This window comes from Sphingobacterium sp. N143 (assembly GCF_030325625.1).
In the GTDB taxonomy this organism is placed as follows: Bacteria; Bacteroidota; Bacteroidia; order Sphingobacteriales; family Sphingobacteriaceae; genus Sphingobacterium.
This window is the reverse complement of the sequence record NZ_JACAIS010000011.1, coordinates 47,828-61,958: the sequence shown is the minus strand read 5'-3', so window position 1 is coordinate 61,958 and position 14,131 is coordinate 47,828. Positions and strand designations below refer to the sequence as shown.

The following is a 14,131-nucleotide window of genomic DNA, read 5'->3' as shown; positions in this document are numbered from 1 at the left end:
GATGCCTAAAAAATAAAATCTAGTATGTTGCGTGTAGAAAAGATTAGCTATGAGCTGAAAGGTCGAAAGCTACTAAAAGATATCACCTTTCAAGTGCGGAAAGGAGAAATCTTAGCCGTGCTCGGCGCAAATGGCGCGGGAAAATCTACCCTGCTGGGTGTACTCTGTGGCGAGAAAAAGCCAAATTCGGGAATGATTCATTTCAATGGAAAGCCATTAGCGTCTTATGATGCAGTTACTCTATCAAAATGCCGGGCGATGCTGTGCCAACAGCAACAGATGACCTTGAATTTTACAGTACAGGAAATCGTATTAATGGGACGATATCCGCATTACAAGGGCGCTCCAAAATTGCATGATCATCAAGTGGTTGCTGAGACAATGGAACTATGTGGGGTAAGAGCATTTGCAGACCGGGAGTTTCTGAGCTTATCGGGTGGGGAACAACAACGAGTACATCTTGCGCGTATATTAGCGCAGATTTGGGATAATCCTGACTCATTATTGCTATTAGATGAACCTATATCGGCCTTGGATCTGCATTATCAACAGAAAGTACTAGCGATTGCCAGAGCCCTTGCACGTAAAGGATTTATGGTTGTCTTAATTGTCCATGATGTCAATTTTGCCGCCATGTATGCCGATCGGATCTTGATGCTCAAAAACGGGCGTAAACTTTTTCACGGTACCCCAATAGAGGTGCTGGCGCAAAAGGAGATTTATACTATTTTTTCAGTGGAATCTAATGTCATAATAAATCCCCGAACGTTAAAACCATATGTTCAGTTGGAAGAAATGGAAATAGATCTTGAATAATGACTCAATTTTTGTTTCTGTTTTTTATTCTTTTATTTAGAAAGATTATAAATAATTTTTAGATGCAATCTTAATTGATTAAATTTAACCACTTCGGGCTTATTTTGGATTGTAATCATGTTGGTGAAAAGTAAAATAGTAGAGTTGGCAGATTGGCTTTTTGAAGAAGAAATTCCAGATAGCTATGTACCTGACAAACCATTAGTCGAGCATAAAGTTTCTATTCAGATGGGACCTGTTCATATGGAAAATTTCCAACTTTCCACATCAGGCTTATTTGTATTGCACTCGAAAATGGTGTTCGATAGACCTGTAGAAGTCCTGACTGAAATAGAAGGTGAAACGATTACGAGTCAATTTATTTTTTTTAAACCCGCGGATAGTAAGCTTCCCTTTGGAATGAGTCGGCATAATATTCGGTATATTCCCTCAGCAAAATGGAAACATGAAGTTGAACCCGGAATAGAATACAGTTATTTCATCGCTGTCATATCGAAAGAATATTACCTTAATCTGATTAAACGGGATTCGTTGTTGCATCAACAATTTGTCAATGAAATTGAAAAAGGGGAATATGTTTCCTTTTCAGAAGAGGATCTTATGGCGACTTACGAAATGCAACATACCATAGCTGAATTGACGGAGTCTAAAAAGAAAGGTGAAATACGTCGACTTCATACAGAATCTCGCATAGTTGAGCTCTTAATGTATCAATTTGAACAATACAACGATAAACATGATCAAGCTGATTCCTTGTTTCATGAAGATGATATCCAACGTTTGGAACTAGCTCGTCAGATTCTAGAGCAACGTATTGCAAATCCACCTACCCAAAAGGAGCTGGCTGCCGAGGTGTTGACAAGCGAGAGCAAATTAAGAAAAGACTTTAAAGAGTATTTTTCAGTGACCATTCATGACTATCTGACCAGAATAAGAATGGAAAGAGCCAAAAGCTATTTGTTGGAAGATAAAATGACGGTATATGAAGTTGCACTGCTCACAGGGTATGGACATCAAAATAATTTTAGCAGCGCCTTTAAAAAGTATTATGGCATATCACCTGGTGAGCTTAAAATGTAATCATCTGTTAGTTATTGGTAGAAGTAAATCATCCTGTATTGCATAACAGCAATATGTCGCAGGCATCTCCCTGCTATCCAGACCTGTAAACTTACTGAATGCAGGAAGTATAATCTGCTTCTCCGATACCCAAAAACAAGGCAAACGCAATTGTTTTTTAGGTGGGAGCAGTATACTTATACCCGGATGAATGTGCCCGCTGATATTAAAAAATGTATTGTCACTGGAAGGTTGATGTTGAAAGTGAATCTGCATCAGCTCAAATTGATCTGAATGATAGATTAGTCCCAATTGATCCACTAATTTTTTCACCTGTTTGTCATGGTTACCGGCAATAAGATGGACGATGAGTTGAGGGTATGCCTGTGTAAACTTTTTCAAAAGCTCTACCTCTAAGTTGATGCCGGCATGAATGAGGTCACCCACAACCAATAAGTTGGTCACTTGGTAATGGTCTATCAGATCGGCGAGCCTTTGCAAATCAGAGGTGGAGGTTTCTGTTGGAATAGGAATTCCGTGTTTCCTAAAATGTGCAGCTTTACCAAGATGTAAATCAGAGAGAATTAAGGCATTCTCCGCTGGCCAATATATGGTACGTTGATTATTGAGCAGTAATTCCTGATTATTAAACGTAATTTTATGTTCCTTTATATTCATTTTTTTCCTTTTCTTTTTTTTCGAATATTGCCGTTTTCCATTCGTTTGATACGTTCTGCTAGCGCTTCACTTGATAATGACTGACGCAAGCTGTCCACCTTGATGGGAAAACTTAATGGAGTATACTCTTCGACAAAGGTATAACAGATCTCGCTATTATTGATTCTTTCAAAAGCTTGTATGAGTCGGTATTCTTCCAATTGCTGATTGAAAACTTCTGTAAAGGCTTGTTTTAACAGGAGATTGTTTGGGTCATGGTCCATTAGCACACGAAATATGATCCCTGAAGAAGCTTGTAGTGACTTGTTGTTTTGCCGTGTTCCGGGATAATTTTGAATGACCAGTCCTGCGATGACTGCAATGTCACGAAATTTGCGACTGGCGATTTCAGCTGAATTGATGCTACTGATTACATCTGGTAAAAGATTTTCTCTACTTAGGATCTCTTTTAAAAGATGTTGATCTAAATGAATCGCCTGATCCGAATAAAGCTCAAACCCATAATCATTCATGGCCATAGAAAAACTGATAGGGTAATACCTGCTGATCCTATAAGCGACCAATGCCGCCATTACTTCATGGATCAACCTACCTTCCAGGGGATAGAAAAAAAGATGATGTCCCTCTGGTGTTTTGATATGTTCAATCAGAAATTGTGATTCGTCGGGTACAATAGAAAGTGTCTGTTGTTTTTGGATCAAAGGTTTCAGAAAATGCAATTCTTGCTCTGTGGCTTTTTGACTTTTTGTTGCGGCAAGCTTTTTCCGCAAAAAATAACTTAAGTTTGAAGATAAAGGAAGCCTTCCTCCCAACCAGCTTGGAGTAATCGCTTTACCGGAGGCATTTTTTACAAATACGGTCATGTCCTTTACCATGATGAGTTCAAGTATTCGACCCGCCAGAATAAATCGTTCACCTTTTTTTATTTTACTGATAAAATACTCCTCAATCATACCAATGTATCCACCGGATAAAAATTTTACGCGCATCATAGCGTCTCCCACAATGGTACCTATATTTAAACGGTGGAGTAAACCGATGCGCTTATTTTTTACAACCCAGCAACCGTCTTCTTCCTGAATTACTTTGTGAAATTCTTCGTAGCGTTTTCCAATTTTTCCTCCGCTGGTGATAAAATACATGCACCATTGCCACTCTTCTAGCTCCATAAACTGAAAAGCATGTGTTGTTTTGATGATTTTGTGAAGGTCTTCTTCCCAAAAGCCACCTCCGAGTGCAATTGTTACCATGAATTGTACAAGGACATCAAATGTCTGAACCATAGGTTCGCGATTTTCTACGGTTTGCGTTCTGACGGCTTCCTTTAAGGCTGCGACTTCGATTAACTCCAATGAATGGGTAGGTACAAAATAGATCGTGGAAGTTTCGAAAGGGCTATGCCCACTTCGTCCTGCGCGTTGCATGAATCGGGCCACCCCTTTGCTTGATCCGATTTGAATAACCGTATCTACGGGTTTGAAATCTACGCCAAGATCAAGAGAAGAGGTGGAAACCACGGCTTTAAGCCTGCCGGTACTCAAACTGTCCTCAATCCATTCACGAATACGCGCATCGATTGAACTATGGTGCAAAGCAATTTGACCCGCAAAATCGGGGTGTGCTTGTAGCAATAATTGATACCACATTTCACTTTGGCTGCGCGTATTCGTGAAAAGTATCGTGCTTTTACTTTTCAATATAACAGGAACAACTTGCTCAACTAAATTACCACCGAGGTGCCCTGCCCAGGGAAGGAGTTCTATTTTGTGGGGATATATTGATCGAATGTCAATTTTCTTTTTTTGTTTGGCAACGACCTTGTAACGTTTTTTTTCTGTTGGCAGTAATACATTCAAAGCTTCATCTAAGTTTCCAATGGTTGCTGTAATTCCCCATATACGAAGGCCTTTTTGTTTTGACTTTAAATAAGATAAAGCTAATTCTGTCATTACTCCACGTTTATTTCCGATCAATTCATGCCATTCGTCTATGGTAATGCAACGTAAGCTTTTGAAATGTCTATCGCGCTGTTTTTGGGCCAATAATAGATGTAAGCTTTCAGGTGTCACCAAGAGAATATCAGGCATAGCTTTAGTTTGCTGTGCTTTTACTTTTGGATCAATATCGCCATTGCGAACCTGTACTATCCAATCTAAACCGATGTTATTGATGGCCATCTGCATTGCCTTTGCAAGATCTTTGGCCAATGATCGTAAGGGAGTAACCCAAAGTAGCTTTAGTCCTTTTTGGTAATCTTCAGGATGATTCATGTAGTCAATCAATACCGCTATAAATACAGAAAAAGTTTTTCCAAATCCAGTAGGCGCTACGACCATGCCACTATAACCTAAAGCATATTTTTCCCAGGTCTTGATCTGAAAGTCGAAGGGTATGTTTCCTTTGGAATCAAAGTACTGTCTTGCGATTTGAAATCCAATGCTATCTTGTAGTTTATCTTTCAATTTATTGTATCAGTTTTTTAATGTTGTCCAATGTATCAATGTCGGTTACCGTTTTGTCTTTGCGCCAGCGTAAAATCCGTGGAAAGCGTAAAGCAACACCAGATTTATGCCTTTTACTATAACCTATTCCTTCAAAAGCGATTTCGAAAACCAATACCGGCCTGACGGTTCGAACAGGTCCGAATTTTTCCAGGGAATTTTGCCTGACAAACCGACTTACCTCTATAATTTCTTTATCTGTAAGTCCAGAATAAGCTTTAGCAATGGTGACTAGGTCATCCCCATCTTTTATCGCAAAGGTATAGTCAGTATAATGTGCACTTCTTCGGCCACTTCCTTTCTGGGCATAGATTAATACTGCATCAAGAGTCATGGGATTAACTTTCCATTTCCACCAGTTACCCTTTTTTCGTCCAACATCATAAATAGAATCTTTCTTTTTGAGCATAATACCCTCACTGTTTATCTCCCGGGCTGTGGCCTGAATACCTCTCAGTTCTGTCCAATTGGTAGGGGAAATGAGTGGTGACAATTGTAGTGTTGGCTGGTTATTATGCTTAATTAACTGCGCTAGAATATGCCTTCTTTGCTGAAGTGGCAGGGGGCGAAGGTCCTCCCGTTCCAGTTCAAGTATATCATATAGATATACTTGAACTGGGATTTCAGTTTGTAGGCTTTTGGAAATAACCTTACGGTTTATACGTTTTTGTAATTCGGTAAAATTCAATATCCGTCCATTTTTATAGGCCAAAATTTCGCCATCTAAGACCATATTTTCTTTCCACTGGGCCAATGCCGCTGTTATTTCAGGAAACTGGGAAGAAATAATTTCTTCTCCTCTTGACCATATAAAAATTTCACCTTCCCGTTTGATGAATTGCCCGCGTATTCCATCCCATTTATACTCGATCTGCCATTCTTGCACTAAGCCTAGCTGTTCCAATTCTTTTTCGATTGGATAGGCTAAGCAAAAAGGATAAGGTTTAGAGAGGTAGGTATCGCTATATTCGCCCTTTATGAGTTTTTCAAATTCAAACTCATATGGATTCCATTCTCCCATGATACTGTGTACAATAATATCGGCATCAATGCCGAAGTGTTGCGCAAGCGTGTTGACTAATCCCTTAGATGATATACCGATACGAAAATTGCCACCAAGTAGTTTGTTGAAAATAAAACGTTCCATGGTGTTCAATGCATTCCATGATGAAAGTACAAAGCTTTTCTTTTCCTCAATTGAAGCATGTTGTAATATGGAAATGTCTTCCATCCAGTCACTCAGATTTTTATCTGATTTTTCTAATGGTGGAGGCAAAAGTAATGCTAAAGTCTCGGCTAGATCTCCTACAGCGGCGTAGGATTCAACAAGTAACCAATCGGGAATACCCGTTATCTCTAATACCCATATTTTAAGATCCTTGGTAGCAATACTTCGTTTTGGTCTTTTTCCTGTCATTAATGCCAAGAACCAAAGTTTGTCCTTTTCAGTAGCGTGTGTCAAGAATTGAATTATGGCCTCTTTTTTCAAAGTGGTCTTATTACTGCTGTCTAAGGCAGTGATCAATGTAGCAAATGTTTTCATGGTTGTGTTTCTGTAAAGACTGTTTGTATATCTTCTTCATTGCCAAAATCAGTCTTGACTTCTTCGGCCTGGATGCCAATCTCGTTGAGATATTTTGCGAATACCGCTGTTTGTCCATGAGTGACATATACTTTTTCGGCATTGCTTTCTCTGACGGCTTGAAGTAAGCCATCCCAATCTGCGTGATCACTTATGGGAAACCCCGCATCTGCACTGCGCCATCTTCGTGCGCCGCGAATTTGCATCCATCCCGAGCAGATGGCATAAGCTAAACTAGGTATTTTTTGTATGAGTCTTGTATCGAGCAATGCAGGTGGTAGCAAGACAATCTGTCTTTCCAGATGCTTTGTGTCCATCTTTAAGTCGATGACCTGATAGGATGGTAGCTTTATTCCTTCATTTGTATAGACTTCATTTAATTTAGCGATACTCTCATGTACATATACTGTTCCCATATCAGCAACTGCATTTAAAATTCGTTGTGATTTCCCCAACGAATAGCCTATGAGGACTGAAGTCTTCTTGTTGCTTTGATTACTTAAGATCCAGTTTTTCAGACGATCATTTTGAGTGGTAATTGGATCCCAGCGATATATTGGTAGACCAAATGTGCTTTCTGTAATAAGTTCATGACATTGAATTGGCTCAAAAGGAATAGACAAGCCGTCATCCTGAAGCTTGTAGTCGCCTGTAAAAACCAGCACCTTACCTTTATATTCTATGCGTACCTGTGCAGAACCAATAATATGTCCAGCAGGATGGAGAGATACCTTGACTCCATTGATATGGATGGGATCATTGTATGCCACACCCTGAACTTGTATGTCGCGGCCAATTCTTCTTTGAAGGATTCCGACTGTCGAATGATGGCAAAGATAATTTTTCATACCCAAATGGGCATGGTCCGCATGACCATGCGTAATAATAGCCAAGTCTACTGGTTGCCAAGGATCAAGATAGAAGTTGCCAGGAATACAGTAAATGCCTTTTGATGTAAATTGAATCATACTTTTTATGCAGGTAAGTATTACTTATAGTTTAATATTCAAACAGGTGAGATCGATTTAAAGTTTTGGGTATTTATGTCAGCGCTTATTAAAAGATATTTTGTTCAATAAGCTATTGTTATGTTTTTTTCATTTTTATCCTGTACGATTACCTTGATGAATATAGGCTGTATTCAGTTAATTTTTTTACATTTGTTTATGTTGATCCTTAGTTTTAGTGCTCTATGATATTAATAGTTGATGATAACCCTGATAATATTTTCTCATTACAAAAATTATTGGAATCCAAGAATTTTAAAGTGGATACTGCTCATTCAGGAGAGGAAGCTTTAAAAAAGATATTAAAGCATAATTACGCTTTAATTATTTTGGATGTTCAAATGCCGGACATGGATGGTTTTGAGGTTGCAGAAAATATTGCTGGATTCAGTAAAACGAAAGAGACTCCAATTATATTTCTATCAGCGGTCAATACGGATAAACGTTTTATTACGAAGGGGTATAACTCGGGAGGGTTGGATTATGTCACCAAACCGGTGGATCCAGACATCCTGATGTTGAAGGTGAAGACATTCTATCGTTTGTATGAGCAGACTCAGGCACTCAAAGAGATTCAGCAAACATTAGAATTGGAGGTCGAGCGACGCAAACAAGCTCAAAAGGAACTCCGATCTAAGGTTGATTATTTACATACTTTATTGGAATCCCTGCCGCAGATTGCTTTTTCCTGTGATTACCAAGGAAATATAGATTTTGTCAATGGTCGCTGGTTTCAGTTTTCGGACAGTGCCTCCAGTTTCCCAGAAACCCACCCAGACGACATGCCTATTGCTACTGCGCTGAATGAAAGTCTTGGATTCGGAAGACCGCTTGAGATGGAGGTGAGAATCAGGAAGCGGGATGTAATGGATTATTCTTATCAGCTGCTACGTGTATGGCCAATTCTGGAAAATAGCAAAAATAATTGGATTGGGACTTTTACGGACATCGATGCGCAGAAAAGAGCTGAAAAGGAAAAAGATGAATTTTTGAGTATCGCTAGCCATGAACTCAAAACCCCATTGACAAGTATTAAAGCCTATATGCAACTATTGGATCGTAAGTTAAAATTGGACCGGGAATGTGCGGAAGCTAAATATGTAAGCCGTGTGCAAGGACAAGTTGAAAAACTCAATAGTTTGATTACGGATCTGCTCGACTTATCAAAAATTGATAATGGTAAATTGGGTATAAATAAGAAAATGTTCTTGCTTGAGCATATGGTTCAGAACGCGATCGATTCTATCGTGCAGACACATGACCAAAGTAATATGAACCTTTATCGAGAAGGAGATATTTCAGGACTAATGGTTTACGGGGATGAAATCCGTTTAGAACAGGTTTTGGTCAATTTTCTAACAAATGCTTATAAATACGCTGCTGGAACTGAAAAAGTGATCGTGCAATGTACTGTGATCAATGATTTTGTTAAAGTCAGTGTCATTGATTTTGGAATAGGGATTCCAGCAAATAAACAGAAAGAAGTTTTTGATAAATTCTACCGGGTAGAAGAAACTTCATTTGATTTTCAGGGATTGGGCATAGGACTCTATATCTGTTCGGAGATTATCCGTAGTCATCAGGGGGAGATAGCTGTAGAAAGCTCAGCTGGAAAAGGAGCTACATTTTATTTTACCTTACCACTAAATCCAGTAACAGATGTCAAATAAGACGATGAACAATTTAAAACTTGGAGTAGGATTTTCCTTATTTGTATTGCTCTTAAGTTCTACAATTTCATATATAAGTATTCAGGAACAAAATAAACATCGTCAAGAATTGTCCAAAACCCGACGAATTATCGGTTTGGCAAATATGATTCTTAATTCATTACAAGGAGCCGAAACCGGGAACAGGGGCTATTTGCTTACCGGTAATAGTGAATATTTGGAACCTTTTGAGCTGGCATTGAAAAGTTTACCTGGGGAACTAAAAGAAATGAAGGCGTTGACTAAACATGATCTCGTGCAAATGGTACGTGTAGATAGTTTATTGTTGGCTTCTAGTAGGCGTTTAGATGTGTTAAGGCAATCTATAGATATCAAAAGAAAAGGCGGTGTTGTACCTATGGATCAGTTGGAAGTGAGTAGGATGGCAATGGATAGATGTCGGGTTCTTATCAAAGATATTGTCCTGCATGAAGACCGGGGTATCGATGAAAAATCGGCTAATTTGGACGGTTCATCTTTAAAAGCCACTTTATTTATAGTTATCAGCGCATTGCTTTCTTTGATTATCACTGCATATTTTTACTTGAAGTTGAAGGATGATTTTCATAAGCGTTCAGAGCTTGAAAAGTCTTTACGAGAAAAAGACGAAGGGACCTCGAGACGGTTGGAGCTGGTGCAAAAAATTACAAATCGTATTGCCTTGGGAGATTATGAAGTGACAACTGGGGAGATCGATCTTCATGATGATGATCTTGGTGCGATTGCAAAATCCGTTAACCGCATGGCGAAATCTTTGAAGCGGTCTTTTGAGCAACTTAAGGAAAATGACTGGTTACATACTGGATATGCAAATCTATATACAGGTTTAGTGGGTAATAAAACCGAAAAAAACATCACTTCCTACTCCATAAAAGCACTCGTGAAATATATTGAGGCCATTACGGGGGCAATTTACATTGTTAATGAAGAGAAGCTCGATTTATCTAGTTCGTATGGACTGGATGTCAAGTCACAAACATCATTTTATCCAGGAGAAGGATACGTGGGACAAGTCTACTCAGATATAGAGACAAAATTATTGACTGATATAAATTCTACGGATTATACAATAAGCTGTGCCACTGGCAAGATCCATGTTCCGCATCTCATTTTTGTACCAATCGTATTCGAAGATCAAGTCCTTGGTGTTTTGGAGATAGGTCATATGCGTACATTTTCAGAGGTAGAAGTAAAGTTTTTGACTGAATGCGCCCGACAGCTTGGAATTGCGTTGGTTTCTGCAAAAAGTAGGGCAAGAATCCAGTCTCTCTTAGAAGAAACTCAAGTTCAATCTGAAGAATTATTGTCACAGCATGCCGAACTTGAAAACTTAAATACTGAATTAGAAGCACAGACCCTGCGCTTACAGTCGTCTGAGGAGGAACTTAAAGTACAACATGAAGAATTGATGCAATCCAATCAGGAATTGGAAGAACGCTCAAAATTGCTTGAGGATAAAAATTTGATGATTGCGGAAAGGAACCTTGAAATTCAACAGAAGGCGGAAGAACTTGCATTGAGTACAAAGTATAAATCTGAATTTCTGGCAAATATGTCTCACGAGCTGCGTACACCATTAAATTCGATTTTGCTTTTATCTCGCCTATTATCAGAGAATACCGAACAAAACCTAAATGTGGATCAGATAGAATCAGCAAAAGTTATTCAAAGTTCAGGGACAAGCTTACTAACACTGATCGATGAAATATTGGATCTCTCTAAGATAGAATCTGGTAAGATGACCTTAGAGTACACTAATTTGAATCTGGATGATATCGTAGAAGACCTCAGTAATTTGTTTTTGCCAATCATTCATGAAAAGAAATTAGCATTCAATATAAATATTGATCCGAAAATTAATCATAATTTTCAGGGTGACCGGCTGAGAATAGATCAAGTGTTACGTAATTTGATGTCCAATGCCATTAAATTTACTGCGAAAGGTGAAGTCAGATTAGACATATATGAGGATTCATCTGATGATAATAGGCTGGTTTTTGCTGTAGTAGATTCCGGCATAGGGATTCCGCTGGAAAAACAAAAAATAATTTTTGAAGCTTTTCAGCAAGCAGATGGTTCGACCAGAAGAAAATATGGTGGAACGGGGCTAGGTTTATCGATAAGCCGGGAGATTGCACGCCTACTGGGTGGAGAAATTAAGCTCGAAAGTGAAGAGGGCAAAGGAAGTGTTTTTCTATTCTGTATCCCAAAATATAAGACAGAAGTTGGTGAAATCCTAACCAAGGAACAACAGCTCGTGGAAGAGATCCAATTGGAAGTTGATGAAGTGAAAGAACTTGTCATGGAGAATAGCTATGATCCAGCAACAATACGTATTCCAGAAGAACTACCGGATGACAGAGACCATATTCTTACAGGAGATAAGGTAATCCTGATTGTAGAAGATGACATTAATTTTGCGAAAGCACTTTTGAAATATGCGCATAGTCAACAGTATAAAGCGGTGGTTGTTGTCCGTGGTGATCATGCCTTGCCTGCGGCCAGGAAATTCCAGCCGAAGGCAGTTTTATTAGATATACAATTACCGATTATGGATGGATGGGCAGTGATGGATGAATTAAAGGCCGACAAGAGCACGCGACATATTCCGGTTCATATTATGTCTTCTCTGGAGGTTAAGAAAGAAAGCCTGATGAAGGGTGCAATTGATTTTATCAATAAACCCGTTGCCCTGGAGCAGATGACTTCTGTGTTTCAAAAGATTGAATCCGCCTTGAGTCAGTCTCCAAAGAAAGTCCTAATCATAGAAGAGAATCCTAAACATGCGAGCGCATTAGCTTATTTTTTAGGTAGTTTTAATATTTCCCTTGAAGTAAAGGATAATGTAAATGATAGTATTATTGCTTTGCAGACAGCGGGAGTGGATTGTGTGATTTTAGATATGGGAGTACCTGATGAGATGGGATATAATACTTTGGATGCCATTAAACACCACGAAGGTTTAGAAAATTTACCTATTATCATATTCACGGGTAAGAATCTGTCGAAAGCTGAAGAGCTCAAGATTAAGAAATATGCCGACTCAGTAGTGGTTAAAACAGCTCATTCTTACCAACGGATTTTGGATGAGGTTGGGTTATTTCTACACTTGATTGAGGTCAATAATTCAGATGAAACCAAGAAAAGAAATAATGGATTGGGATCATTGATTGATGTTTTGAAAGGTAAAAAGGTGCTAATAGCCGATGATGATGTACGCAATATATTTTCAATGACAAAAGCATTGGAGAAATTTCAAGTACAGGTTATCCCTGCAATGGATGGAAAAGAGGCCCTCGCTCTTTTGGGCTCTGGGGATTCGATTGATATTGTATTGATGGACATGATGATGCCTGAGATGGATGGTTATGAAACGATTAAGAATATCAGGCAGATCGCTAAGTTTTCTACTTTACCAATTATTGCTGTAACTGCCAAATCCATGATTGGTGATCGGGAAAAATGCATTCAGGCTGGGGCTTCGGATTACATCTCAAAACCTGTGGATATTGATCAACTTTTGTCGCTTTTACGTGTGTGGCTATATGAAAGTTAATAATGACATATTGAATGAATCAGAATAAGTTAATTTTAATTGTAGACGACGATAGCAGAAATATTTTTGCCTTGAGTCTAACGCTCAGGACAAGAGGATATCAGGTAATGAGCTGCTCGATGGCGCTCGAGGCGATTCGTTTATTGGAAGACAAAGATAATAAGGTATCGTTGGTCTTGATGGATATGATGATGCCAGAAATAGATGGATATGAGGCCATTCGTTTGATCCGTAATTCGCCCATCATATCGGATATTCCGATCATTGCGGTAACTGCTCAAGCCATGAGTGGTGACCGGGAGAAATGCTTGGCGTCTGGTGCTCAATCCTATATATCCAAACCCATAGATGTAGACAGGTTGTTGATTGAAATAGAACGATTCATTTAAATGTTGGGGCATAATATAATTAAAGATGATGAGATAGATATTTTGCTGGAAGATATCTACCAACGTTATGGTTATGACTTTATGCAATATAGTCGAGCTTCCATAAAAAGGAGAATCAATCGAATTATGACCAACGATCGATTTGCAAGTTTTGCAGAACTCAGATTTGCGCTGAAAGATAATACAGAATTTCTACAACATTTTATTGAAGAGATCACGGTCAATTTAACCGAAATGTTTCGGGATCCTTTGTTTTTTAAGCAATTGCGGGAAGAAGTTTTACCCCAATTGGGGACCTATCCATTGATTCGAATTTGGGTTGCGGGATGCTCCAGTGGAGAGGAAGCTTATTCGATAGCAATCTTACTTAAAGAAGCCCATATTCTTCATAAATCCTTGATTTATGCTACTGATATTAATCCAAGGGTTCTTGAAATTGCGAAAAAGGGTATTTATCCATTACGTCATATTAAATCGTTTTCGGAGAGTTATATTGAATCTGGTGGAAAAGAGGACTTTTCTAATTATTATACAGCAAATTATGACTGGGTAAAATTTAATGCTGAACTAAAACAAAAAATGATCCTATCAGCACACAATTTAGTGTCTGATACTTCCTTTAATAGCTTTCAGCTGATTATTTGCCGGAATGTATTGATTTATTTTAACAAAGAATTGCAGGAGCGTGTCTTTCATTTATTTGATGCAAGCCTTGAAAATTTAGGATATTTGGCTTTAGGTAGTAAGGAGACTATTCGCTTTTCAGGTATTCAGCATAATTATACTGCCATTGGTGATCAAAAAATTTGGAAAAAACTTTATCCTTTATAAAAT

General features: G+C 38.6%; 10 protein-coding genes. 6 read left to right on the top strand and 4 right to left on the bottom strand.

Annotated elements, in window-relative coordinates; translation table 11 throughout:
- Nucleotides 1-24: 24 nt before the first annotated feature.
- Together HX021_RS19180 and HX021_RS19175 are read left to right on the top strand one after the other, a co-directional pair.
- Nucleotides 25-816 (top strand): heme ABC transporter ATP-binding protein, encoded by a 792-nt coding sequence (locus HX021_RS19180; protein ID WP_286592194.1) that lies wholly within the window; start codon nt 25-27, stop codon nt 814-816.
- A gap of 117 nt (nt 817-933) precedes the next feature.
- Nucleotides 934-1,896 carry a helix-turn-helix transcriptional regulator gene (locus HX021_RS19175; protein ID WP_286592192.1) on the top strand — a complete coding sequence of 321 codons (963 nt, stop codon included), beginning with the start codon at nt 934-936 and terminating at the stop codon, nt 1,894-1,896.
- Here HX021_RS19175 and pdeM read toward each other — a convergent pair whose 3' ends face one another.
- The 4 genes from pdeM to HX021_RS19155 are packed head-to-tail and all read right to left on the bottom strand — an operon-like array spanning nt 1,897 to nt 7,604.
- Entirely contained in the window at nt 1,897-2,553 is a 657-nt protein-coding gene (pdeM, locus tag HX021_RS19170) for a ligase-associated DNA damage response endonuclease PdeM (protein WP_286592191.1), read from the bottom strand.
- Nucleotides 2,550-5,015: a ligase-associated DNA damage response DEXH box helicase gene (locus HX021_RS19165; RefSeq protein WP_286592190.1), complete on the bottom strand. Its 2,466-nt coding sequence runs from the start codon at nt 5,013-5,015 to the stop codon at nt 2,550-2,552. The genes pdeM and HX021_RS19165 overlap by 4 nt, the downstream gene beginning before the upstream one ends.
- Before the next feature lies 1 nt (nt 5,016).
- Nucleotides 5,017-6,597, bottom strand: coding sequence for an ATP-dependent DNA ligase (locus tag HX021_RS19160; RefSeq protein ID WP_286592189.1), 1,581 nt, complete (start codon nt 6,595-6,597; stop codon nt 5,017-5,019).
- Nucleotides 6,594-7,604: a ligase-associated DNA damage response exonuclease gene (locus HX021_RS19155; protein ID WP_286592188.1), complete on the bottom strand. Its 1,011-nt coding sequence runs from the start codon at nt 7,602-7,604 to the stop codon at nt 6,594-6,596. The genes HX021_RS19160 and HX021_RS19155 overlap by 4 nt, the downstream gene beginning before the upstream one ends.
- 224 nt (nt 7,605-7,828) lie before the next feature.
- Here HX021_RS19155 and HX021_RS19150 point away from each other — a divergent pair, with 224 nt between their 5' ends.
- Genes HX021_RS19150 through HX021_RS19135 form a run of 4 tightly spaced genes read left to right on the top strand, consistent with a single transcriptional unit; the run spans nt 7,829 to nt 14,128 of the window.
- Nucleotides 7,829-9,313 carry a hybrid sensor histidine kinase/response regulator gene (locus HX021_RS19150; protein ID WP_286592187.1) on the top strand — a complete coding sequence of 495 codons (1,485 nt, stop codon included), beginning with the start codon at nt 7,829-7,831 and terminating at the stop codon, nt 9,311-9,313.
- Complete coding sequence (locus HX021_RS19145; RefSeq protein ID WP_286592186.1) at nt 9,303-12,908, top strand: response regulator; 3,606 nt, start codon at nt 9,303-9,305, stop codon at nt 12,906-12,908. The genes HX021_RS19150 and HX021_RS19145 overlap by 11 nt, the downstream gene beginning before the upstream one ends.
- A 14-nt stretch (nt 12,909-12,922) precedes the next feature.
- Complete coding sequence (locus HX021_RS19140) at nt 12,923-13,297, top strand: response regulator (RefSeq protein WP_286592185.1); 375 nt, start codon at nt 12,923-12,925, stop codon at nt 13,295-13,297.
- Nucleotides 13,298-14,128, top strand: a complete 831-nt coding sequence (locus HX021_RS19135) for a CheR family methyltransferase (protein ID WP_286592183.1) — start codon at nt 13,298-13,300, stop codon at nt 14,126-14,128.
- Nucleotides 14,129-14,131: the final 3 nt, after the last annotated feature.

Bases quoted from the DNA above. Each gene is read 5' to 3' on its own strand.
- HX021_RS19180 (WP_286592194.1), top strand. From the start codon at position 25: ATGTTGCGTGTAGAAAAGATTAGCTATGAGCTGAAAGGTCGAAAGCTA.
- HX021_RS19175 (WP_286592192.1), top strand. From the start codon at position 934: ATGTTGGTGAAAAGTAAAATAGTAGAGTTGGCAGATTGGCTTTTTGAA.
- pdeM (WP_286592191.1), bottom strand. From the start codon at position 2,553: ATGAATATAAAGGAACATAAAATTACGTTTAATAATCAGGAATTACTG.
- HX021_RS19160 (WP_286592189.1), bottom strand. From the start codon at position 6,597: ATGAAAACATTTGCTACATTGATCACTGCCTTAGACAGCAGTAATAAG.
- HX021_RS19155 (WP_286592188.1), bottom strand. From the start codon at position 7,604: ATGATTCAATTTACATCAAAAGGCATTTACTGTATTCCTGGCAACTTC.
- HX021_RS19150 (WP_286592187.1), top strand. From the start codon at position 7,829: ATGATATTAATAGTTGATGATAACCCTGATAATATTTTCTCATTACAA.
- HX021_RS19145 (WP_286592186.1), top strand. From the start codon at position 9,303: ATGTCAAATAAGACGATGAACAATTTAAAACTTGGAGTAGGATTTTCC.
- HX021_RS19140 (WP_286592185.1), top strand. From the start codon at position 12,923: ATGAATCAGAATAAGTTAATTTTAATTGTAGACGACGATAGCAGAAAT.
- HX021_RS19135 (WP_286592183.1), top strand. From the start codon at position 13,298: ATGTTGGGGCATAATATAATTAAAGATGATGAGATAGATATTTTGCTG.